The organism is Helicobacter anseris, from assembly GCF_003364335.1.
In the GTDB taxonomy this organism is placed as follows: domain Bacteria; phylum Campylobacterota; class Campylobacteria; order Campylobacterales; family Helicobacteraceae; genus Helicobacter_H; species Helicobacter_H anseris.
Genome location: NZ_NXLX01000001.1, coordinates 185,452 through 206,910, shown reverse-complemented (window position 1 = coordinate 206,910; position 21,459 = coordinate 185,452). Strand labels below are relative to the sequence as shown.

General features: G+C 33.4%; 21 protein-coding genes. 1 reads left to right on the top strand and 20 read right to left on the bottom strand.

Translation table 11 applies throughout. The annotated features are described in order from the left end of the window. The 19 genes from CQA57_RS01050 to CQA57_RS00960 form a co-directional block, all read right to left on the bottom strand. Positions 1 to 921: a hypothetical protein gene (locus CQA57_RS01050; RefSeq protein WP_115578378.1), complete on the bottom strand. Its 921-nt coding sequence runs from the start codon at positions 919 to 921 to the stop codon at positions 1 to 3. A gap of 11 nt (positions 922 to 932) precedes the next feature. After that, entirely contained in the window at positions 933 to 1,442 is a 510-nt protein-coding gene (gene pal, locus CQA57_RS01045; RefSeq protein ID WP_211305529.1) for a peptidoglycan-associated lipoprotein Pal, read from the bottom strand. 61 nt (positions 1,443 to 1,503) lie between these two features. Continuing rightward, positions 1,504 to 2,760 carry a Tol-Pal system protein TolB gene (tolB, locus tag CQA57_RS01040; protein WP_115578376.1) on the bottom strand — a complete coding sequence of 419 codons (1,257 nt, stop codon included), beginning with the start codon at positions 2,758 to 2,760 and terminating at the stop codon, positions 1,504 to 1,506. Beyond that, on the bottom strand, positions 2,753 to 3,541 hold the full coding sequence (locus CQA57_RS01035; RefSeq protein ID WP_115578375.1) for a TonB C-terminal domain-containing protein: 789 nt from the start codon (positions 3,539 to 3,541) through the stop codon (positions 2,753 to 2,755). The genes tolB and CQA57_RS01035 overlap by 8 nt, the downstream gene beginning before the upstream one ends. Positions 3,542 to 3,547: 6 nt before the next feature. Continuing rightward, positions 3,548 to 3,949, bottom strand: a complete 402-nt coding sequence (locus CQA57_RS01030) for a biopolymer transporter ExbD (RefSeq protein WP_407918726.1) — start codon at positions 3,947 to 3,949, stop codon at positions 3,548 to 3,550. Further along, positions 3,942 to 4,529, bottom strand: a complete 588-nt coding sequence (locus tag CQA57_RS01025) for a MotA/TolQ/ExbB proton channel family protein (RefSeq protein ID WP_115578373.1) — start codon at positions 4,527 to 4,529, stop codon at positions 3,942 to 3,944. The genes CQA57_RS01030 and CQA57_RS01025 overlap by 8 nt, the downstream gene beginning before the upstream one ends. Beyond that, entirely contained in the window at positions 4,529 to 4,912 is a 384-nt protein-coding gene (atpC, locus tag CQA57_RS01020; protein WP_115578372.1) for an ATP synthase F1 subunit epsilon, read from the bottom strand. Before atpC ends, CQA57_RS01025 begins: the two co-directional genes overlap by 1 nt. A gap of 11 nt (positions 4,913 to 4,923) precedes the next feature. Then, positions 4,924 to 6,324, bottom strand: a complete 1,401-nt coding sequence (gene atpD, locus CQA57_RS01015; protein WP_115578371.1) for a F0F1 ATP synthase subunit beta — start codon at positions 6,322 to 6,324, stop codon at positions 4,924 to 4,926. Between the two features lie 23 nt (positions 6,325 to 6,347). Then, positions 6,348 to 7,244, bottom strand: coding sequence for an ATP synthase F1 subunit gamma (gene atpG, locus CQA57_RS01010; RefSeq protein ID WP_115578370.1), 897 nt, complete (start codon positions 7,242 to 7,244; stop codon positions 6,348 to 6,350). Between the two features lie 2 nt (positions 7,245 to 7,246). Beyond that, the gene (gene atpA / locus CQA57_RS01005) at positions 7,247 to 8,758 is read right to left on the bottom strand and encodes a F0F1 ATP synthase subunit alpha (protein ID WP_115578369.1); all 1,512 of its coding nucleotides are present in this window, start codon (positions 8,756 to 8,758) and stop codon (positions 7,247 to 7,249) included. Between the two features lie 21 nt (positions 8,759 to 8,779). Next, a complete protein-coding gene (locus tag CQA57_RS01000; protein ID WP_115578368.1) occupies positions 8,780 to 9,310 on the bottom strand; it encodes a F0F1 ATP synthase subunit delta in 531 nt (176 codons plus the stop codon). Next, positions 9,310 to 9,816 carry a F0F1 ATP synthase subunit B gene (locus CQA57_RS00995; protein ID WP_170126791.1) on the bottom strand — a complete coding sequence of 169 codons (507 nt, stop codon included), beginning with the start codon at positions 9,814 to 9,816 and terminating at the stop codon, positions 9,310 to 9,312. Before CQA57_RS00995 ends, CQA57_RS01000 begins: the two co-directional genes overlap by 1 nt. 9 nt (positions 9,817 to 9,825) lie before the next feature. Further along, positions 9,826 to 10,251 carry a F0F1 ATP synthase subunit B family protein gene (locus CQA57_RS00990; protein WP_115578366.1) on the bottom strand — a complete coding sequence of 142 codons (426 nt, stop codon included), beginning with the start codon at positions 10,249 to 10,251 and terminating at the stop codon, positions 9,826 to 9,828. Between the two features lie 57 nt (positions 10,252 to 10,308). Then, positions 10,309 to 11,139 carry a ParB/RepB/Spo0J family partition protein gene (locus CQA57_RS00985; protein ID WP_115578365.1) on the bottom strand — a complete coding sequence of 277 codons (831 nt, stop codon included), beginning with the start codon at positions 11,137 to 11,139 and terminating at the stop codon, positions 10,309 to 10,311. Then, a complete protein-coding gene (locus tag CQA57_RS00980) occupies positions 11,139 to 11,933 on the bottom strand; it encodes a ParA family protein (protein ID WP_115578364.1) in 795 nt (264 codons plus the stop codon). Before CQA57_RS00980 ends, CQA57_RS00985 begins: the two co-directional genes overlap by 1 nt. An 11-nt stretch (positions 11,934 to 11,944) precedes the next feature. Further along, positions 11,945 to 12,559 carry a biotin--[acetyl-CoA-carboxylase] ligase gene (locus CQA57_RS00975; protein WP_115578363.1) on the bottom strand — a complete coding sequence of 205 codons (615 nt, stop codon included), beginning with the start codon at positions 12,557 to 12,559 and terminating at the stop codon, positions 11,945 to 11,947. After that, the gene (gene fmt / locus CQA57_RS00970; protein ID WP_115578362.1) at positions 12,559 to 13,461 is read right to left on the bottom strand and encodes a methionyl-tRNA formyltransferase; all 903 of its coding nucleotides are present in this window, start codon (positions 13,459 to 13,461) and stop codon (positions 12,559 to 12,561) included. The genes CQA57_RS00975 and fmt overlap by 1 nt, the downstream gene beginning before the upstream one ends. Further along, positions 13,458 to 14,516, bottom strand: a complete 1,059-nt coding sequence (gene obgE, locus CQA57_RS00965; RefSeq protein WP_115578361.1) for a GTPase ObgE — start codon at positions 14,514 to 14,516, stop codon at positions 13,458 to 13,460. Before obgE ends, fmt begins: the two co-directional genes overlap by 4 nt. A gap of 20 nt (positions 14,517 to 14,536) precedes the next feature. Further along, positions 14,537 to 19,234, bottom strand: a complete 4,698-nt coding sequence (locus CQA57_RS00960; RefSeq protein ID WP_115578360.1) for an autotransporter outer membrane beta-barrel domain-containing protein — start codon at positions 19,232 to 19,234, stop codon at positions 14,537 to 14,539. 96 nt (positions 19,235 to 19,330) lie between these two features. On the opposite strand from CQA57_RS00960, the gene CQA57_RS00955 reads away from it, so the two are divergent. Continuing rightward, positions 19,331 to 20,305, top strand: a complete 975-nt coding sequence (locus CQA57_RS00955; protein WP_115578359.1) for a transaldolase — start codon at positions 19,331 to 19,333, stop codon at positions 20,303 to 20,305. On the opposite strand, the gene CQA57_RS00950 is transcribed toward CQA57_RS00955, so the two are convergent. After that, a complete protein-coding gene (locus CQA57_RS00950) occupies positions 20,292 to 21,410 on the bottom strand; it encodes a CCA tRNA nucleotidyltransferase (protein ID WP_115578358.1) in 1,119 nt (372 codons plus the stop codon). The genes CQA57_RS00955 and CQA57_RS00950 overlap by 14 nt on opposite strands. Positions 21,411 to 21,459 lie beyond the last annotated feature (49 nt).

Genomic DNA, 21,459 nt, shown 5'->3' with positions numbered 1-21,459 from the left:
TTATTTTTCCTTATTATTAGATTTGTTTATTATATCAATAGCTTTTTTGCCTTGCTCACTATCTGGATATGTCCTAGCAAGCAAGTCAATAAAGTTTTGATAATTTTTCTCATCTTTTAGATATTTAAAAGACCAAGCAGTCCTCCACAATAATGCTGACATATAAGAAGCATTCTCATCTAATGTTGCACTTTTTTTATAAAGATCCAATGCACTTTTATACTCTTTTTTACGATAAGCTATATCTCCTAAAATATAGTAGCACTCCGCTATTTTATACTTTTCTTGTATCAATTCATTGAGTATCTCTTCTGCACTGCTAAAATCTTTTTTTCGTACAAAAGACTTAGCATCAGAAAACTTCTGTTTATTTGTCTTTGGAGTTAAATTTTCTTCTTTTTTAGTTTCATTTTTTTCTTCAGAGAGTGTCGGTAAATTATTTTGATTTTTTTCTAAAAATTGAGACATTAAAGCAAGTTGCTGGATAATACTATTATTATTTTCCGTCATTACTTTGTTAATTTCTTGAATAGAATACTGGATTTTTTTAATTTCTTCTTGTTGTGCAAGTAATTGAGCTTTTAGAACTTCAATATCTTGATTTTGCTCTTTTGTTTTTTCATTAGTGCTTTCAAATTGATTCTGAAGTCCATTAATCGCATTTTGCAAAACTATAAAAGAATCATCTATTTTTTTTATCTTAAAATTTTGACTTTCTAATAAAGTCTTTAATCCTTCTTGTATTTGCTCAGTATTTTTCAAGCGGTTTTGCAAATCTGTAGCAATGCCTTGCAAACTTCTACTACTTAATTGCAAATTACTAATATCATTTTTCGTAGCACCACTTTGTAATTCAAAAGCAGATGGTTCGGCATTTAAAAAAAGTACCAAAGAAAAAAAAGTAATATATCTTCTTATCATGAAAATTTAGACTACTTATTTAATAATAGTCTAATATCTCCTCTTCTATTTTTTTGATAGCATTCATTAGTCTTTTCAGTACACAAAGGTTTAGTTTTTCCAAAAGAAACTATTTGCATCTTCTTTTTATCAACACCCCTAGTAATCAAGGCTGTTTTTACAGCTAATGCTCTTTTATTGCCCAAAGCAAAATTGTATTCATCACTACCAAACTCGTCTGTATTCCCCTCAATCAAAATTTTCATCTCATCATTTTCTTTAGCAATATCCACACTCTTATCTATCTCAGACTGCATATCTGATCTTATCTCAAACTTATCAAAATCAAAAAATATACTAGCAATCACAGTGCCATCTGCAAGTGCTTTTTTTGTCTCAAGAGGTTCTTCTAAAGCTTCGACTACATTTGGCTGAATTGCTTCTTCTTCAAAAGCATCAGAATCACCCATAATTGCCTTTTTTGCACAACCAGCAAACAATAATACAACAAGAAAAGAGAAAAATACTTTCTTCAAGTTCATCCTTCAATACTTTATTAACAGTATAAAAATTCTATTTAAATAAGCTAAATAAGTCAATAAACTACCAATCAAAAGATTGAATTTGCATGTTATAAATTGGGAAGAAAAAAGTTTTATTATAATCTAGTCTAATTACACCCAAGGAACTTTGATTTGGCAAATTTTTTATAAACATCACACTACCTCCATCAGCTGAAAATCTTGGCATTTGATTTACACCATTTGCAGTTAATCTTCTAATAAAGTCATTTTTTGTTGAAATAAGATAAAGATTAAAGGTATTATAACCAAAATCATTATTTGTCTCCCTGCTAGAATACACAACATAATTTTTATAAGAAGACACTGAACTATTATTTTTTCCATGATATACAACTTGCTCAACTGGAGCATTTTCTTCTAAACTTTTATAAAAAATATTAGGATAACCAAGCCTATCTGACACAAAAATCATAGCTTGATCATTATCCACAAAGCTGCCAGAAACATCAATTCCTCTATATTTTGTAAGCTGAGTTTTTTGTTTTGTATTTAAGTCAAATAAAAAAATATCCGGTTCTCCATCTAGAGCAAGAGTAAGAAGTAATTTTTTAGAATCAGAACTAACACTTGAAACTACAGCCATACCACTACTTTTTTCAATTTCTGAACTCACACCTGTGTAAATATTGTATTTTAAAATAGTAGGAACATTATTAATGATTTTTGTGAAATAAATCTCTGTTTGATCCTTGTTTGCCCATTTTGGAAAGAGATTTAATCCATCATTGATAATGGTTTTTCTATACGTTAAAGTATAATCACTAATTAAGATATTACTTCTACCAGATACAACATACGCGGATAAAACGACATAACGCTTCATCCAATCAATAGAAGGTGCTTTTATATAATCATTAATATCAATAGCAATTTTATGAGCTACAAAAGGATAAAGCGCTTCTTCTTCAATAGTATAAGCTTTATCCAAAATAAGATTTTGGGCATTAATATCAAAGAGTTTGACAATTATCCTAAATCCCTCATCATTCTTCTGAGCTTCAATATTTGCCAATAAATCAATTTTATTGTTTAAAAATTCTGCATAATTTGGTTTTGCCTTACCCTTCTGTCCTTCTTGCACAGAAAAATGACCACTTATATTTAAATCTCCGAGCAAAACTTTATAAACTTTTAAAGCTTGATCTGCATACTTATTATCAAAATAAGTTACCTGAATAACTGGTATCTTTTGAACTGTTTTTATTAAATCAATCGTAGCATCTGCGCCAAAAAAAATACTAAAACTTAAGAAAAAAACCAAAAAAAATCTATTCATCTTGCACCCTTGATTTAAAATTTACTACAATATTGATTGATTTTCCATTTGGATAAGGAGGCATCTTCACTTCCTCTAAACGCTTAAGCAATACCTGTATTTTTTGATTATAATCATCATACTGAGAATATTTTAAAATTTTATATGAAAAACTTCCACTACTTGTGATATTAATAAGCACGCTTATAACCGTTCTTTGATAAAAAGAAAAATCCCAATTTTCATATAAGATTCTATATATTTTCTCAACCCATTCATCATGAAGTCCCTTATCTTGATTTGGAGGAATATCTGTTTTAATATCAATACTCGTATTAATCTCTTCTAATGCCCTATTAGTATTTTGCAAACTACTTTGAAGATTTTTAATTTGCTCTTGTTGTTGTTTGAGCATTTCTTGCTGTATTTTTAGTTGCTCTTGATGCCTTTTTTGCTGTTCTTTTTTTATCCTTGCTTGTTCTTCTTTTTGTTTTCTTGTATCCTCACTCCAATCAGGAATATCTGAAAATAGATCCTTCAAACCAGGAAGTTTTTGACTTTCTTGCACTTCTTCTTTTTCTTCCTCTATTTTTGGCTTTGATTGTAAATCAACTTGCTTTGGCTGCATCTCTTGCTCTATTAAAGCCTCAATGGGAATAATTTGCTCAAATTGCGTATCTGTCTTTACTATAAATTTATCAGCTTGTTTAAGATTAATCAATCCAAAAATCATAAAAAGCAATGCAATATAAACTAAAAATGAAAAACTTCCTGTTAAATAAAAAAAACTCTTCTTACTCATTATTATTTAATTTGTTGTTACCAAAGATACTTTATGGAATCCAGCCTCTTTGATACTCTTGAGAAGATAAATCACATCTTGGTAAGCTAAACGTTTATCTGCACGAATGTAAATACTCATATTTTTATCATAACGACTTGCCAATAAGTTTAAACTATCTGGGAAAGTATTATATTCATACACATCATTTTTAATATAAATTTTTTTATCAAGATCCATTCTAACTTCTAATTTCTCATCTTGAGATACTTTTGAACTTTTTGAACCTTGTGGTAAGCTAATCTCTTCTTTGTAAATCACAGCAGGCGTAGTAACCATTAAAATAGCTAAAAGCACTAACATAATATCAACAAGAGGTGTAATATTTAACTCTGGCTTTTCTTCCCAATCAATAAAATTGTTATCCAACACTATTTCCTTTTTCTTTGGTTGCCTTTTTTTCTACACTAAGTATATCAATCTGCATCTGCACTAAGACACTAATGTCATATGCTTTTCTTTTTAAAATTAAGAAAAAAGAATAAGCTGGGATTGCAACTAAAATACCTCCAGCAGTTGCAATCAAAGCTTGTGAAATAATCGGAGCTATAACATCAAAAGCTATCTGTCCTCCTCCGCCTAACTTCCCAAAAGCATCTAAAATCTCAACGACCGTCCCAAACAATCCTATAAAAGGTGCGGTTGAAGAGATAATACTCAAAACCACCAAACCTGTAGTAATTCTTTTTTGAACCTGAGATCTCCAGATTAACAACAATTCCTTTGATGGGCGTTTTGTAATATTTTGAAATAAAGGATCACTTGGAGCTATACCCTTACCAGTCAAAATTGCATCTAAAGAATCTTGCTCTTTTAAACAAGTAGTTTTCAACAAAAAAAACTTATAGAAAAAAACCCAAAGAGTAGCTACAAAATAAACTGATAGCCAAAATAAAACAAAGAGTGCAATAAAACTACTATTATGTATAAAACCTTGTAAACTTAACATTATTTCCCCTTAACCATATTATCAATCTTAGAAACAACACCAGAAATTGCAATTTTATCATTACTGGAATCTTCTAAAAGTTTTTTAGCATTTTCAATAGCCATAGCAATATCCCCCTTATGCTCGCTAATCAATACAGCACCATCGACTAAAACATCAACTTGCTGTGATTGCACTTTAGCATAACCCCAATTTATAGCAACTAAATCTCTCTGCTCTCCTCTAATAATTTCAATTACCCCTGTTTTTAATAAAGAAAGCAAGTCGCTATGACCTTCAATCACTCCAAATTCACCCTCAACCCCAGGAAGGGTGATGGAAGTGACAGAACCATCAAAAATCTTCCCATAAGGAGTAACAATACTCACCATCAAAGCACTCATTTTATTTTTCCTTAGGCATTTTTCATTTTTTCAGCTTTTTCAATTGCTTCTTGTATATTACCCACCATATAAAATGCATTTTCTGGAATATGATCATATTTTCCTTCCAAAATACCCTTAAAGCCTTCAAGCGTTTCTTCAAGCGTTACATACTTTCCAGGACTTCCTGTAAAGACTTCTGCAACAAAGAAAGGTTGTGAGAGGAATTTTTCAATTTTTCTTGCTCTTTCTACAACTTTTTTATCTTCTTCAGAAAGTTCATCCATACCCAAAATTGCAATAATATCTTGCAAATCTTTATATTTTTGTAATATTTGTTGAATACCTGTAGCAATCTTATAATGCTCTTCACCAACTATTTGAGGATCTAGAATCCTTGAGCTAGAATCTAGTGGATCTACAGCCGGATAAATTCCCTTTTCAGCAATTTTTCTATTAAGAACTGTTTTAGCATCAAGATGAGAGAATACTGAAGCAGGTGCGGGGTCAGTAAGGTCATCTGCAGGAACATATACAGCTTGAACAGAAGTAATTGAACCCTTTTTAGTAGAGGTAATTCTCTCTTGAAGTTTTCCCATTTCACTTGCCAAAGTAGGTTGATAACCAACAGCTGAAGGAATCCTTCCAAGCAATGCTGACATTTCAGCACCTGATTGAGCATATCTAAAAATATTATCAATAAACATCAATACATCAAGACCCTTCTCATCTCTGAAATATTCAGCCATCGTAAGTCCTGTAAAAGCAATTCTATTTCTTGCACCTGGTGGCTCATTCATCTGTCCATAGCAGAGTGCAACTTTATCTAAAACCCCACCTTCTTTCATCTCATGATAAAGATCGTTTCCTTCTCTTGTTCGCTCTCCTACTCCAGCAAAAACCGAATATCCACTATGTTTATAAGCCACATTGTGAATCAATTCCATAATAACAACAGTTTTACCAACTCCTGCACCACCAAAAAGCCCAACTTTTCCACCTTTTGAATATGGAGCAAGTAAATCAACTACTTTAATACCTGTTTCAAACATCTCAGTTTTTGTAGATTGATTCTCAAATTTTGGTGCTTCTCTATGAATTGGCCAAGTTTGCACATCTTTAAGCGCTTCCCCCCCATCAATCACCTCTCCAATAACATTAAAAATTCTACCTAATACCTGCTCACCAACAGGAACTTCAATCATCTTGCCTCGTGCAATAACTTTTTGCCCACGAGTTAAACCCTCAGTCATATCCATAGCAATGGCTCTAACGCGACCATCACCTAAATGTGCAGCAACTTCTAAAACAAGTTTTTTTTCTTCACTTTCTACCTTATAATTTACATCTAACGCTTCATTGATAGCAGGCAAATAGCCATCAAAATCAACATCAACTACTGGACCAATAACTTGTGTAATTTTTCCTTCCATAATCCTTATCACTCCTTAAAAAATTATTTCATTGCTTCTACGCCGGCATTTATTTCTACAAGCTCTGTAGTAATAGCCTCTTGTCTTGCTTTATTATAAGAAATTGTCAAGCTTTTTACAAGCTCACCTGCATTATTTGTAGCTGCATCCATTGCCTGCATTCTCGCACTGTGTTCTGCAGCCAAAGAATCAATCAATGCATAATACATATTATATTCAAAATATTTTTTTGCCAAATCCTCTAAAACCCTATCCTCTTCATCATCTGGTTCAATAAAAAGATTTGTGCTTTCCATTTCTTTTTTATACCCATCTAAATCAAAAGGTAAGACAATACGAGATTTTAACTCTTGAGAAAGCATATTTTTAAATCCATTATGCAAGATGATTACTTCATCTGTCTTGTCATTTAAGAAATCATCAATAACACTATAAATAAACTCTGATGAGGCTTCATAATCTGGGGAAGCAGAAAGTCCGACAATCTTATCCATTACTTCAATATTATTAAATACAAAATATGCAATACCTTTTTTACCAACACCTCTTATTCTTGTCTGAATTCCTTGTGCCTGATATTGTGCCTTTAAACGCATTGCTTCTTTTATTGTAACAGCATTAAAACCACCACAAAGTCCCTTATCTGAAGTAATGACAATAATATCCACAACCTTTATTTTTTTATCTTTTGATTTCAAAAAATACTTAGAATTAATACTATCCAATCCTCTTGAATGTAATTTTGAAACCAAATCATCAAAAACTTCATTAAGTTTTTGCGCATACAATCTTGACTGTCTTGCCATCTCCTCAGCTTTCTTTAGCTTTGAAGTAGAGACAAGCTTCATTGCTCTTGTTGTCTTTTGTGTATTTTGGACACTTGTAATTTTCTTACGTATCTCTTTTAGATTGTTTCCCATTTCTAGTTACCAAAACCTACTTTAAATTCTTCAATTATAGCCTTCAAAGAAGCTTCTATTTCAGAATCTAGTGCCTTTTTTTGTCTAATATTTTCAAAAATTTCTGGTTTTTTGGATTCTATAAAACTATAAAGTTCCTTTTCAAATTTTACAATCTTATCAACAGCCACATCATCCAAGAAACCTTTGGCACCTGCATAAATAATTACTACTTGCTTTTCTATCGGAAGTGGTGCAAATGGACCTTGTTTTAACACCTCTACCATTCTTTGACCTCGATCAAGTTGTTTTCTACTTACTTCATCTAAATCTGATGCAAATTGTGCAAATGCTTGCAATTCCCTATACTGCGCTAAATCCAATCTCAATGTTCCTGCAACTTGCTTTGTAGCCTTAATCTGTGCTGCACCACCTACACGAGATACAGAAAGTCCCACATTGATTGCTGGGCGAATTCCTGAGAAAAATAAATCCGTTTCTAAGAAAATCTGACCATCTGTAATTGAAATAACATTAGTTGGGATATATGCAGATACATCCCCTGCTTGGGTTTCAATAATTGGCAATGCTGTTAGAGAGCCTGCACCTTTTTCATCACTCACCTTTGCAGCTCTCTCTAAAAGTCTTGAATGGATATAAAACACATCTCCTGGAAATGCCTCACGACCAGGAGGGCGTCTTAAAATCAAAGACATTTCACGATAAGCAACTGCATGCTTAGTTAAATCATCATACACAATCAACGCATGCTTTGCATTATCCCTGAAATACTCTCCAATTGTTACACCAGTATAAGGTGCCAAAAACTGCATTGCTGCTGAATCTGATGCAGAGGCATTAACAACCACTGTATAATCCATAGCGCCGTGTTCTTCAAGCTTTCTTACCACCTGAGCAACTGTAGATTCTTTTTGACCAATAGCAACATAAATACAAACTACATCTTGCCCCTTTTGATTGATAATAGTATCAATTGCTACTGTTGTTTTTCCTGTTTGTCTATCCCCGATAATAAGCTCTCTTTGTCCTCTACCCACAGGCACTAGAGCATCAATAGCCTTAATTCCTGTTTGTAATGGTTCATGCACAGATTTTCTATCCATAATACCTGGTGCTTTTTGCTCAACAAAACGATATTCTTTTGCATCAATCACACCTTTACCATCTATAGGTTCTCCCAAAACATTGATAACACGACCTACAACACTCTCCCCAACAGGAACTTTCATCAACTTACCAAGTCTTTTAACTGAAGTGCCTTCTTTAATATTTTTTCCAGAACCTAAAACAATAACCCCAACACTACCTTCTTCAAGATTTGAGGCCAATCCCTTATCACCAGTATCAAACTCTACCATTTCATAAGACATTACATCTTTAATACCATAAACCTTTGCAACACCATCTGCATAAGCGATAACTTTACCAGTTTGTGCAATATCTACCTGAATATCAAAATTTTCAATTCTTTCTTGAATAATATTACTAATTTCTTCTGAATTAAGTTTTGTCACTTTTTTACTCCTTTTAAGATATTAAATTGCTTTTAAAATATGAGATTTTAAATCATTTAAGAATCTTTCATTTGAAAATGAAATTTCCACATCTAGCCCATCAATTACCAATGCTATCTCATCTTTATGCGTCTCTTGACATATAAGCTCTAAGCCTATGTTTAGCCGTTTTGCAAGACTATCTCTAATCTTTAAAACCTCAACATCACTCATCTTTTCTTTAGCATAGACAACACCTTTATAAAAATTATGCGTTTGACTAATAAATCCTTTTAATTCCTCACATAAATAAGGAATTACCTCTAAACGCTTATTTTCTAAAAGTAAGCTCAAGAGATTAGATACTTTTTTGTCTTTAGATTCTATAAGAGTAAGAAGTAATTGTTGCTTATCTTGGAAAGAGACATAGGGAGAATGCATCAAATCAGAAAATTTATCATTTTTTGTAGCACAAGCAACCTTCTCTAATTCTTTTAATAAACCATCCAAATCCTCAGTCTTCCAAGATTTTAAGATTGCCTTCAAATATCGTTTTGCTATAGTATTTAACATTACACAACCTTCTTCTCTAGAATATTGACATATTCTGTAGTATTTAATTTACTTTGTGCAAATACTTCTTGCAAAACCTCATCTACTACTTCTTTTTCCATTTTTCTCTGCTCAAATTCCATCAATATTTCTAAGTTTTTTCTCATAATCTCAATATCAACACTTGATTGCTCTTCAATTTTTTGAGCAATTAAATAGGCTTCTTTTTTTGCATTTGCCAAAATCTGACTTGCCTGCTCTTTAGCTTCTTCTAATTTTCTTAAAGCTTGTTCTTTATTATTTTTAGCAATTTTTAATTTTTCTTGCACCTCTGATAATCGTTGCGCTATCTTCTCTCTCCTTGCACCAAAAAAAGCTTTTAGTTTTCCTGCCAACAAATACCATAAAATTGCAATAAAAATAATAAAATTGATGCTTCTCTCAACAATATCAGTCTTGCTAATATCCACAGCACTAGCAAAAATCAGAGAAGAAAAAACTACAAAAAAACACAAAATTATTCGCATCATTTTTCCTTAAATTTCTTTTATCTTGCTTTTCAAAGCATTTTGAAATAACGCCTTATTACCAATGAGAGCATTTTTTAGTTCTACTCTCTCAGATTCTAATCCTTTTAGAAAATCTTCAAACTTAGTCTGATTTTCAGCCTTATATCTTGCCATTTTAGCATCATAAACACTCTTTGCCTCAGTTGAAGCATTTTCTATCATATGTTTTGCTTCAGCCCTAGCCCCATCTAAAATCTCGCCTATTTCTTTTGTAATAAGCTCTACTTCATTTGCACTATCTTTAATTTCTTGAACATCTTGATTTATGGATTCATCGCGTTTTTCCATAAAAAGTATCAAAGGTTTAAATAACCAAATATTCAACAAATAAAGTGTTGCCAAAAATACTACAAACACTAAAGCCATAAGATGTAGGCTAATTTCTGTAGACATTTTTACTCCTCATTGTAAAATCTCAAAATTCTAACAAAAAATACCTTAAAATGAAACTTATTTCAAGAAAAAGGCTAGCATTGCTTCCACTTCTTCTTGTTTTTCAAAGGTAATATAAATCTTATTGCTTTGTATTTTTGCCTTAAATGCTTTATCTTGCATAGCCTTCTGCAAGGCTTCAAGCTTGATATTTTTTGGGAGATTGTTAGATTTTTTAATATTTTGAGACATTCTCTCTGTGTCTCTTACACTTAATTTTTGTCCTATAATAGAATCTAGCATCATTTTTTGATTTTTTTCATCCAGCCCTACAAGAACTTTTGCATGACCCTGAGATATTTTCTCATCTACTAAAGCCTTTTGCACCTCTAAAGATAGATTTAGCAAACGCAGTGTATTTGTGATTTGTGCTCTTGATTTTTTTATTTTTTGCGCCAATTCTTCGTGCGTGATAGCATAGTCTTGTAATAATTCTTGATAAGATTTTGCCAAATCAATAGGATTTAAATCCTCTCTTTGGATATTCTCTATCAAAGCAAGTTCGCGAAGTTTTGCTAAATCTATTTCTGCAACTATCGCCTTAATAGTCTTTTGATTTGCCATTTTGCTCGCACGCAATCTGCGCTCACCGGCAATTAAAACATAATCTTTATTCTCATCAAGATATACAATGATGGGTTGTAATAACCCGTGCTCTAGAATAGATTCTGATAATTCTTGCAAACTTTCTTTTTGGAAAGTTTTTCTAGGTTGATAAGGATTTGTCTTGATTAAATCAATATCAATCTCAATAATAGAATCTGTATGCTCACTTAAATTATTTTTATACGCCTTTTCTACATCTCCTAATATAGCGTCAAGCCCTCTGCCTAAACTTTTCTTTTTCATCACGCACCACGCAAAATAGATTGAGCAAGATTTTGATAAGCAATACTACCATTTGATTTCACATCATAAAGCAAAATTGGTTTTCCAAAACTCGGAGATTCTGCAAGCTTAACACTTCTTGGAATAATGATATATGGATTTTCTTTGGCATCTGCATTTTTAAAAAGTTTTGAACCAAAATGCTGTGAGAGATCAGCAAAAACCTGTTTTGAGAGATTGTTTTGTGTAGAATACATTGTAGGCAAGAATCCCTTTATCTTCAAATTTGGATTGATATGCTCTTGCAAAAGTTTTACCGTGCTTAACAACTGTGCTAATCCCTCAAGAGCAAAAAACTCGCATTGTATAGGAATAATCACAGAATCTGCAGCACTTAGAGCATTGATTGTCAAAGGTCCTAATGCAGGAGGAGAATCAATGATAATATAATCATAAAGGTTCTCAATTTCTTGGATTCGCTTTTTTAGCAATAATTCTCTGCCATTAGTTTTTTTGTCATAAAACTCTTTTTCAAGACCCACTAAACCAATATTAGAAGGTGCTAAATACATATGAGGCATCTCAGTTTCTCTAATAATTTGAGAGAGTTTTTTGCTTCCCATTAAAACATGGTAAATGTCAAACTCAATATCACTACGATTAAATCCAAGACTAGTAGTAGCATTGGATTGAGGATCAAAATCTATTAACAAAATATTTTTCTCTGCTAATGCCAAAGAAGCAGCTAGATTAACAGCGGTAGTAGTTTTTCCTACTCCACCTTTTTGATTTGCAACAGCAATAATCTCACCCATTTCCTACTCCATCATCTCAGACTATAAAAAATTTTTCCACTATAACAAATCGACCCATCTTCAAGTAATTTTACATCTTTGAGTGAAATCATCTGTTCTTGGTAGTGAAAGCTAAAATCTGAATTTTTACAAAATTCTAACTTATATTTCCTGAAAACTTGCTTCCATTGTGAAGTATTTTTAATTTTTTTGAAAAAAACTTCCAAAATTTCTTTTTTATGTAGCTCTGCCCCTAAACTTCCAAAACTTGAACTTTTAAAATTAAGCCCTATTCCACAAACTACCTTATCTTGCTTACAAGAAACAATCACCCCTCCTACTTTTTTATCTCTCAAATACAAATCATTTGGCCATTTAAGCCATATTTCAAAACCCTTTTCATTCAAAACTTCCTTAAATAAAAAGCCAAAAAATAAAGATGCACTTTGAAGTTTTAAATCATTGGGTAATTTTTTTTGATGCAAACAAAAAGAAAAATAAAGCCCACTCTCCACTCCCTCCCAAGAATTGCCACGACTCCCAATCCCATTGGTTTGTTTCAAGGCTACTACACATAAATCTTCTTGCAATTTTTCAAGCAAAAAAGTTTGTGTAGATTCTAATGTCTCAAAAAATACAATATCCATTATTCAAGTAGCATTCCTACACTAAGCCTTTTCCCCATCAAATAGACATTAGAAGCGACTTTTTGCTTGCTTGGAGCTTGCAAAGCCCCTATCTTGATACTTCCTCTCTCACAACCTACTTCAATACCATCATTTTGGATATCTAGTATCTCTCCGCTTTTAAAGCTCCCCTCTTTTTTTGCTAAACTCACATCAAAAAGCTTTAAACCACTTTTCAAAAATACACTTGGCCACACACCAAAAGCACGATATTTCAAAATAATCTCTTCTGCATTGACAAAAGCCACTTCTCCTGCATCTTTTTTGATTTTTTTACAATAGCTTGCCTGCGCATTGCTTTGTTTTAATGGCTTGATAGAATCAAGGCGTTTCAATACATCTTTTATAAGATCTGCACCCAAAAATGCTAGTTTCTCACTCAAACTCAAAAGATTTTCTTGCAAAGTATTTTCTATCATACTAAATCCCAAGATATCCCCGCTATCAAGCCCTTCTTCCATCAGCATTGCACTTACTCCAAAGATTCTATCATTATGCAAGAGCATTTCTTGGATAGGGCTTGCTCCACGATACTTTGGTAAAATTGATGCGTGAATATTGATACATTTATATTCCAAAACACTTTTTGGCAAAATCTTGCCATATGCCACCACCAAAATCACATCAGGATTGAGTTTTTTAATCTCTTGCAATATTGCCTTATCAAACTCTATGGGCTGATAGATTGGGATTTTTGAATCATAGTTTTGCAAAAATTCTTTTGTCTCTGGGGCTTTTAGTTCTTGTTTTCTGCCAAAGGGTTTATCTGGCTGACAAAAAAGCCCTATGACTTCAAAATCTTTTATTACCTCTTGCAAAATTACCCTTGCAAAAGCAGGTGTTCCCATAAATAAAATTTTCATTTCAAAGCTTCAAAAACAAGATATTTTAGGGTTTTGAGATTGAGATTGCTCACTGAGGCAATGGGCAAGATAAAAAGAGGTTTTGTATCATCTTCATTTTGCACAAAGATTCCATAATCACTTGAGCTACCAAAAATACTTTTTTTGTCATATTGCACTCCAAGTTTTTCAAAAAAATCTTGTAAAACCCCCTCATCTGATAAGCTATCTACCTTGCTAAGCACAATCCCGTATTTTCTCTCATAAAGATTTTGAGAGAAATTCTGCAATTCTGCCCTTAAGTTTTGATACTGCAAGAAAGGCTCTCTATAATTTGTGCTATCAATGACAAAAAGTAAAAATTTTGTGCGTTCAATATGTCTTAAAAACTCAATCCCAAGTCCCCTACCCTCACTTGCTCCATCAATGATTCCAGGGATATCAGCTATCACAAAAGATTGATATCCTTCCATATCCACTACCCCAAGATTAGGGATTAGTGTAGTAAATTCATAGTTTGCAATTTGTGGTCTTGCATTTGAGAGCGTAGAGATAAGGGTTGATTTTCCAACATTTGGATACCCCACCAATCCCACATCTGCAATAAGTTTTAATTCCAAACGCAAATGCCTCTCTTCCCCTGCTAAACCACTTTGTGCATAGGTGGGGCGTTGATTTACAGAGTTTTTAAATCTCGCATTACCAAATCCCCCCTTGCCACCACTTAGGATTTTTACCTTTTGTGTTTGATTGGTAAAATCATAAATCACTTCATTTGTCTGCGCATCATAAAGAATCGTCCCCGCTGGAATCTTAATGATAAGATCCTCACCTCTTTTTCCTGTGCAATTTTTTGGCATACCAGGTTGTCCATTTTGTGCGCGATAATGCTTTTTACCTCTAAAATTTGATAGCGTATCTGCATTATTATCTATCACAAAATACACATCACCTCCATCACCTCCATCACCTCCATCAGGACCACCATTAAGCACAAATTTCTCACGCCTAAAAGAGACTGCACCAGCACCCCCCTTGCCACTAAAGATAAAAATCTCCACACAATCTACAAACATCTATCCACTCTCAAAAAATCTTAATTGGAATTAAACTTATATTTAAAGCCTACATTACCATTGATAAAATATCTATCCCAAGATATTTTTGCACCCATACCAAAAGTAATTGCCATATTATCTTTAATTCCAATCTCTCCACCACCTATGACAGTCAAATAAGTGCGCACCACATTATCTACTTTATAAGTAAGAATATTATTTGCACTATTTGCAAAATACACTTGAGAATCCCCACTAATTGCAAATACATCTTGCTCAATTCCAGGCATAATATAAAGATATTTTTTATCATCGACATATTTTCGCACCTCAGCAAATGCTGAGAGTGTCATTGCATTAGAATGCTTTGCATTAGCATTGATTCTTACATCAGTGCTACCATTGACTTGAGTATTATACTGATACATATAGTTTAATCCCACCAAAGGTTTGATATAGAGTCCCTTATCCACATTAAGAGGGATTACATATCCATAGCGTGCTGTAAGATTTGTCGTAAAGTTATCAAATTTTAGATTCTGTGAAGTGAGAGAATTTTTGAGATCCAAGCTATTAAAGCCCAAAGTCTCACTCAAAATCACATCAATTTCGTGTGCATCAACATACGCTCTCAAATATGCACCAATCTCAAGATTATGTGAGCTATTATCTGTTTTTACTGTGGAATCATTATTAAAACTATTGAGTGAAGAGAGTGCATAAGCATAAGTCGCATATCCTCCCAAAAGCACACGACCAAGCATTCTGTCATATCCAGCAGAGATACCACCAAGTGCATTATATCCGCCACTATACTTGCCACCAAAACCACCAATAGCCATTGCCCACGCATTATGATCAAAATCAAATCTATCTGTATAACTATAAAGACTATCACTAATATCTGCAAATTTTTTGTTTTCTAAGCTCTTGATTGCTTTTGCAAAACTTGTATTCATTCTATAAGGGTTAGAATTTTGAGCAAGACGCGCACTTGTATTTAAAGTGGAGGTAAAATTCACACGACTAATAAGCTCTAAGCTCTCTTGAGCGACATTTGAAATCGCATCTAAAGAATTATCCAAAGTATTCAAATCTTTTGCCACTTGATTTGCAAGATCCAAATCTCCAGTGTATTGGAATTTTTGTAAATTTAGCAAAATACTTGAGCTTGCAACTCCATCAGTATCTACAATACTTTGCAAAATCGTGCTTGCATTGGCATTAGCACTTTCAATAAGATTGATTCCTGCAAGAGTATTTTTGATAACTTCATTTTGTGTATTTGGGAGTTGATTATACCTATCTTTGATACTTTGGAAAACTGCACTCACTCCATCTTTTTGCAAAGTCTTAGATTTCACTGCACTAAAGCCAATCACCGCACAACCCTCTAGGGTATTAAAATCACAAGTACCACTACCTTGCTCATAAACTTTATTGAAAGTTACAAAATCTGCGTAAGTCTCATTACTTCCATTTGGCCACCCATTGGTAATATCAGAGAGTTTGGAGCTATCACTTTTATCTACAACCACTACGCCTTCATTATTATTAGAATTTCCTATGGTAATTTTTGCATCACTTACACTACCATTTTTATTTGTATCTTTTGCCTCAAGGCAGAATTTAGAATCATTTGCACAAAGTGTTTGATCGTAAATGCCATAATCTTTTGTATCACTCGCAGGTTTATCAGTTCCATCTTTAGTATTTGCACCCTTGCCAAAGTTAATTTCCATTGTGATTTTACTTGCATCAGTAATTTTGCTTCCACCACTTTGAATCTGCCCTGCGACTAGGAAATTGTATTGCTTATTTAACAAAATAGTATTTTTACCACTCAAATCACTCAAATCAATTACAAATTTAGGTAATTTACTGCTGCTGCCACCATTATCTGTAAAATTGATTGTCCCACCTTTGTAGTTGCCATCACTATCTGCAAGTCCTAAGATATAAATCCCTCTTGTATTTTTTGTATAGTCATCATCACCAAGATACATTGTAAAGGTATTATTATTGCTAGTTCCTGCTTTCCAAGTAACATCAGCTTTGGCACTAGAAGTTGTATCCTCATCTTTTTCTGAAATAATAAAAAGTTTGCTATCCCCTCTCAAAGAAAGATTGACATTTTCTAAAGTAAGATAATTATTATTAGCGCCTGAGCCAGCGCTAGTATCTCCATATCCTACGCGAATGATAGAATTCACCCCTCCAGAAGCTCCAAGCTCCCCTCCTGTGATTTTTAAAGAGTGATAAATATATTTTGTAACATCTTTGTAACTTCCGCTATCATCTTTTTCTTGATACTTATAAGAATCTATGGCATTGAGTGTCCCACCACTAAGGATAATTGCACCCGTTGTGTCATTATCAAAGACCAATTGCGTAGCCTTAAGCTTTTCTGTAGCACTAGGAGAAGTACTAGAAGGTGCTTCTTCTGGCTTCATTATATACCATACACCTTGACTATCTTTTGTAAAGTTTGTCCAATATCTCCCATCATAGCAATAATCCGTGCCTACACAATAAAGATTGAGTGTCCCACCATTTTGAATGGTGGTAAGCCCTTTGTTTATCAGACTAGAAGCCCTAATAGTCGTAGCACCACTATCTACTACAAACTCTGCACGAGTTTCATTATCTTTATTTGCTGCCCAAGATTCTCCTTCTTTTAATTTAGTGCTTCCATCTTTATCAATCCCACTATCTCTAGTATCATTAACCTTTTCTTTTTTTGCTTCTGTGATGATAAGCTTTTTGGTATTACTACCACCAGTATTTTTTTTATTTACATTCATCGCGTCATAATCAATATCATTGCCAGTTTTTGTGGTATCTTCTTGTGTAGTCCTTGTATCAATCACCCCACCTGTGGAAGTTAAAACTCCCGCATTGACAAATCCTACTTCATCTACACTACCATTTGTTCCATCTTGTTTTTTTGCAATTTTTGAGAGGTCCAAAGTCCCACTATTACTAATCTTAAGATTCCCAAAGTTATAAGCCACATCTGCTTGTATTGTTGTTTTCCCTCCGCTAATCTCCATAGTCCCAGCAGATTCTTCTTCTGTGGTAGTTAAAGTTGCATTTTTTGGGATATTATTTACATCAGAAATCTTGCTACAATCTGTATCCCCCACCTTGCAAGTAGTCTTAGTCGTCGCATAATCTGTAAGAATGATTTTTTTTCTACTAGCATCTAGGATATTAGTATTTACCCCATCACCTTTGAAAGTGATGGTGCCTTGATTGTGAAAATCTAAAATTGTATTTTTATTAGCACCGGAGCTACTGCTATCAGTATAAGTTCTAGAAGTTCCTTTAATTTGCGTTAAATCAAGTTTTGCACCACTTTGCACTGTAATGCCTACATAATTATCCATCGACACTGTATCAGAATCAAAAATCAAGCTTGTGTTTTTGTCATTTACCGTGCCACTACTTGCACTAGCACCGATGGTGATAGCTGTGAGCTTATCTTTTGCTCCTGTGAGAATCAAATCTTTTGCACCACCACTTGGAATACCACTATTATTTACCTTGATAGTGAGTTGTGAGCCAAAAAGCTCTTGATTGCTCTCGCTACTGCTTGCATCACTTGGTGCTATACCTGTGATATTGATTTTTTGAGAAGCTATCTCAAAAGCTTTAGCAGTAGTTGTATCTGTGCTATCAAAATATAAGGTGCTTTTATTAGTTTGATTGCTAGAGAGCTTATCTTTGGTATCAGTCTTTGCTTTAATATCAATGGTGCCTACACTTCCACTATCAGAGATGATTAAACCACTATCTTTAAAAGTTAGTGTTGCATTTTCCAAAGTAATCGTGCCTTCATTTTTTAAATCAATATGAAAATTGATATTGTTTTTTTCCTCACTTGGTGTCCCCGCTGTTGTATTTGCTGTGGTATTGCTAATTTTGATATTTCCTTTATTTAGCACACTTTGATCTGTAGCAAACACATCTTTGGAGGTATTTGTATCATATTTCACAATCCCTTTATTAAAATTCACAGTGCTTGTGTTATTACCACTAGAAGTAAGATCTAGTGTCGCACTACTATCAATAGTATAAGTCGCTCCATTATACTCACTACTAAAATTCAAAGTCGCATTTTTGCTACCACTACCAGCACTATCTGCTTGGTCAATTGCATTGGCATCTACTTTTATCGTGCCTTTAAGATAGACATCTTTAAATCCCCCTGTGATGTTATTAGCTCCACTAGCACTACTATTTGCAGCTATCCCACCGACATGGAGGTTTGAACCAGAAAAGATATTTGCACCATTGAGTGTGAAGCTTGTATAGGAGTTTGGACCACTTTGGATAGCAAAGTAGGTATCATTCTTACCTTTTTCAGTGATGGTATCAGCACCTACTGAGATATAGTTAAAATTCTCTAACAAAAGATTATCATTATTTCCAGGAGCAATAAATACCGCAGTAGCTACTAAATTGCTCATACTACCACTTGCTTGCTTTTTTTCTTTTAAAGAGAGGGTGCTACCACTATCTTTTGACCAGAAGTAATCTGTCTCTGATTTAAGCTCATCTATACTAGTTTCTTTTTTTCCATCTTTATCATAGGTATATTTAAATTCTACAGGATATCCTTTTGTTGTTTCTCCCTCTTTTGGTGGAGTAAGATCCAAAGTGATATCAGAACCCCATACTACCCCTCCAACCAAAACCGAGCTTAAAGCAAATGAGATAAAACTACCTTTCATTGTGATAATCCTTGTAAAAAATGTATAAAATTTTAATTATAAGATACTTTTGTTTATGATTTGTTAAAATTAGCTAAAAAGTTTAAGGATTTTTTAATGGAAAAACTATCAAAAGAGAGAAATTTTAGTTTATGGTGTGATTTTATTGAGAGAGGTTTTTTGCAAAAAGAATTTGGAGAGCTTTTGCAAAAGCAAGCTTTTTGTGGTGCTACGAGCAACCCTGCAATCTTTGCCAATGCACTCAAAAACCCTATCTACCAAGAAGCTATCCAAAAGCAAAAAGGAAGCAAGGCAAAAGTCATTTATGAGAATCTTGCTATAGAGGATATTAAAAATGCGGGTAATCAAATGCTTAGCCTATGGGAAAAAAACAAAGATGATGGATATATCAGTCTTGAAATTGATCCTTTTTTAGGTGATAGAGTTGGTGAGAGTATCGATGAGGGAAAAAGACTTTTTAAAGCTATCAATCTTCCTAATGTAATGATAAAAGTCCCTGCAACAGAAGCAGGATTTGAGATTATGGAAGCTTTGATGCAAGAAAATATTCCCATCAATGCGACTTTAGTTTTCTTAAAATCTCAAGCGAGGGCTTGCCTTGAAGCTTTTGAGAGAGGAAGAAAAGGGGGAGATACTAGAGGGGTGATTAGTGTTTTTGTTTCAAGATTTGATAGGGCAATAGATGATAAAGTGGATTCCTCACTCAAAGCAAAGCTTGGAATCTTAAATGCTCAAGACTGCTATCTTGATATAGAATCTTCTAACAATCCTTATACACGCACCCTTTTTGCTTCTACTGGAGTAAAGGGAGAGGAATTGCCAAAAGATTATTATATCAATGCACTTTTACATCCTCATAGTATCAATACTGCCCCACTTGAAACCATCAATGCCTATCTTGCAAATCCTCAAAAAACTACAATCCCTTTTATGCCACAAGAAAATATTCAAACAATGTTAGAATCTTATAAAAAAGCAGGTATTGATATCAAAGAGCTTGGGGAAAAACTCTTGCAAGAAGGATTAAGTGCATTTGAAGAGGCTTTTGAAGCTTTGCTTAAAAGTTTTTAGTCTTGATGTAAGAAAGCAAGGCTTCTTTGCTATTGGGAAGTTTTGCTTCTATGACAAGAGTTAAAAGCTCTTGTAAAATCTCTCCTCTTTTTTTACCCTCAAATTCCAAAAGCTCTGTGCCACTTAGTGCTAAATCTTTGAGATGATAAACTTCATTATTTTGAAAAATAGTAGATAAAATCTGTAATTTTTGCTCATCTTGGGATAAAAAAATCTCAATCCATTCTTTGGGATATAAAGAGAGCATTTTTTTGATTGCTATTTTGTCTTTGAAATCTCTTTGCAATTGCCATTGCATAAATGCTTGAATTTGCTTGTTTTGTTTATTGGAAAATCTAAGGGCAGTAAGATTTTTTGGGGTTTTTAAAAGCAGGGCATTTTTTAGCAAAAAATCTTGTGGCAGAGAAGGTGGAAGTGTTATTTTTTCTTTGAAAATAAATGTGAAAATTTCCTCAAACTCCAAAAATCGCTTCATAAAAAATTTTGCATTGATGATTTTTTCCCACTCGCTTGTAATGCGCTCTTTGGAAATAAAATCTAAAAGCTTGAGATTCTCAAACATTGCTTGTTTGGTGTGCATTTCTATCTCAAGATCAAATCTCATAGCAAAACCTACTGCACGCAATATACGCAATGCATCTTCACAAAATCTCTCCTTAGCATTCCCAATAGCTTTAAGGATTTTGGCTTGTAAATCTTGTTGTCCTTGATGATAATCTATCAGTCCTTTTTTTGGGTGGTAGGCAATGGCATTAAAAGTAAAATCTCTTCTTTTGGTATCTTCTAGAAGGCTTGATGCAAAAGTAATGCTTTTTGGTTTTCTAAAATCCCTATACACTCCTTCTTTTCTAAAGGTAGTAATTTCAAAAGTTTGAGAATCTAACACCAATGCAATAGTGCCAAACTCTCTACCCATTTCAACAAATCTCAAACCTTGATTTTTAAAAATCTCTTGCATTTGGCTAGGGGTAGCTTGAGTAGTAAAATCATAATCTTTTGGAGTGATACCGAGCAATAAATCTCGCACACACCCACCGATTAAATACACTTCAAAATCTTTTAATAATTCAAAAACTCTCAGCACATTTTGTGGAAGCACAAACATCAACCCTAACCCCTTTTTTGGGTATTATAACAAAAACACTTTTTAAGGT

Excerpts from the sequence above, each read along its gene's own strand:
- CQA57_RS01050 (WP_115578378.1), bottom strand. The coding sequence starts at position 921 with ATGATAAGAAGATATATTACTTTTTTTTCTTTGGTACTTTTTTTAAAT.
- pal (WP_211305529.1), bottom strand. The coding sequence starts at position 1,442 with ATGAACTTGAAGAAAGTATTTTTCTCTTTTCTTGTTGTATTATTGTTT.
- tolB (WP_115578376.1), bottom strand. The coding sequence starts at position 2,760 with ATGAATAGATTTTTTTTGGTTTTTTTCTTAAGTTTTAGTATTTTTTTT.
- CQA57_RS01035 (WP_115578375.1), bottom strand. The coding sequence starts at position 3,541 with ATGAGTAAGAAGAGTTTTTTTTATTTAACAGGAAGTTTTTCATTTTTA.
- CQA57_RS01025 (WP_115578373.1), bottom strand. The coding sequence starts at position 4,529 with ATGTTAAGTTTACAAGGTTTTATACATAATAGTAGTTTTATTGCACTC.
- atpC (WP_115578372.1), bottom strand. The coding sequence starts at position 4,912 with ATGAGTGCTTTGATGGTGAGTATTGTTACTCCTTATGGGAAGATTTTT.
- atpD (WP_115578371.1), bottom strand. The coding sequence starts at position 6,324 with ATGGAAGGAAAAATTACACAAGTTATTGGTCCAGTAGTTGATGTTGAT.
- atpG (WP_115578370.1), bottom strand. The coding sequence starts at position 7,244 with ATGGGAAACAATCTAAAAGAGATACGTAAGAAAATTACAAGTGTCCAA.
- CQA57_RS01000 (WP_115578368.1), bottom strand. The coding sequence starts at position 9,310 with ATGTTAAATACTATAGCAAAACGATATTTGAAGGCAATCTTAAAATCT.
- CQA57_RS00995 (WP_170126791.1), bottom strand. The coding sequence starts at position 9,816 with ATGCGAATAATTTTGTGTTTTTTTGTAGTTTTTTCTTCTCTGATTTTT.
- CQA57_RS00990 (WP_115578366.1), bottom strand. The coding sequence starts at position 10,251 with ATGTCTACAGAAATTAGCCTACATCTTATGGCTTTAGTGTTTGTAGTA.
- CQA57_RS00985 (WP_115578365.1), bottom strand. The coding sequence starts at position 11,139 with ATGAAAAAGAAAAGTTTAGGCAGAGGGCTTGACGCTATATTAGGAGAT.
- CQA57_RS00980 (WP_115578364.1), bottom strand. The coding sequence starts at position 11,933 with ATGGGTGAGATTATTGCTGTTGCAAATCAAAAAGGTGGAGTAGGAAAA.
- CQA57_RS00975 (WP_115578363.1), bottom strand. The coding sequence starts at position 12,559 with ATGGATATTGTATTTTTTGAGACATTAGAATCTACACAAACTTTTTTG.
- fmt (WP_115578362.1), bottom strand. The coding sequence starts at position 13,461 with ATGAAAATTTTATTTATGGGAACACCTGCTTTTGCAAGGGTAATTTTG.
- obgE (WP_115578361.1), bottom strand. The coding sequence starts at position 14,516 with ATGTTTGTAGATTGTGTGGAGATTTTTATCTTTAGTGGCAAGGGGGGT.
- CQA57_RS00960 (WP_115578360.1), bottom strand. The coding sequence starts at position 19,234 with ATGAAAGGTAGTTTTATCTCATTTGCTTTAAGCTCGGTTTTGGTTGGA.
- CQA57_RS00955 (WP_115578359.1), top strand. The coding sequence starts at position 19,331 with ATGGAAAAACTATCAAAAGAGAGAAATTTTAGTTTATGGTGTGATTTT.
- CQA57_RS00950 (WP_115578358.1), bottom strand. The coding sequence starts at position 21,410 with ATGTTTGTGCTTCCACAAAATGTGCTGAGAGTTTTTGAATTATTAAAA.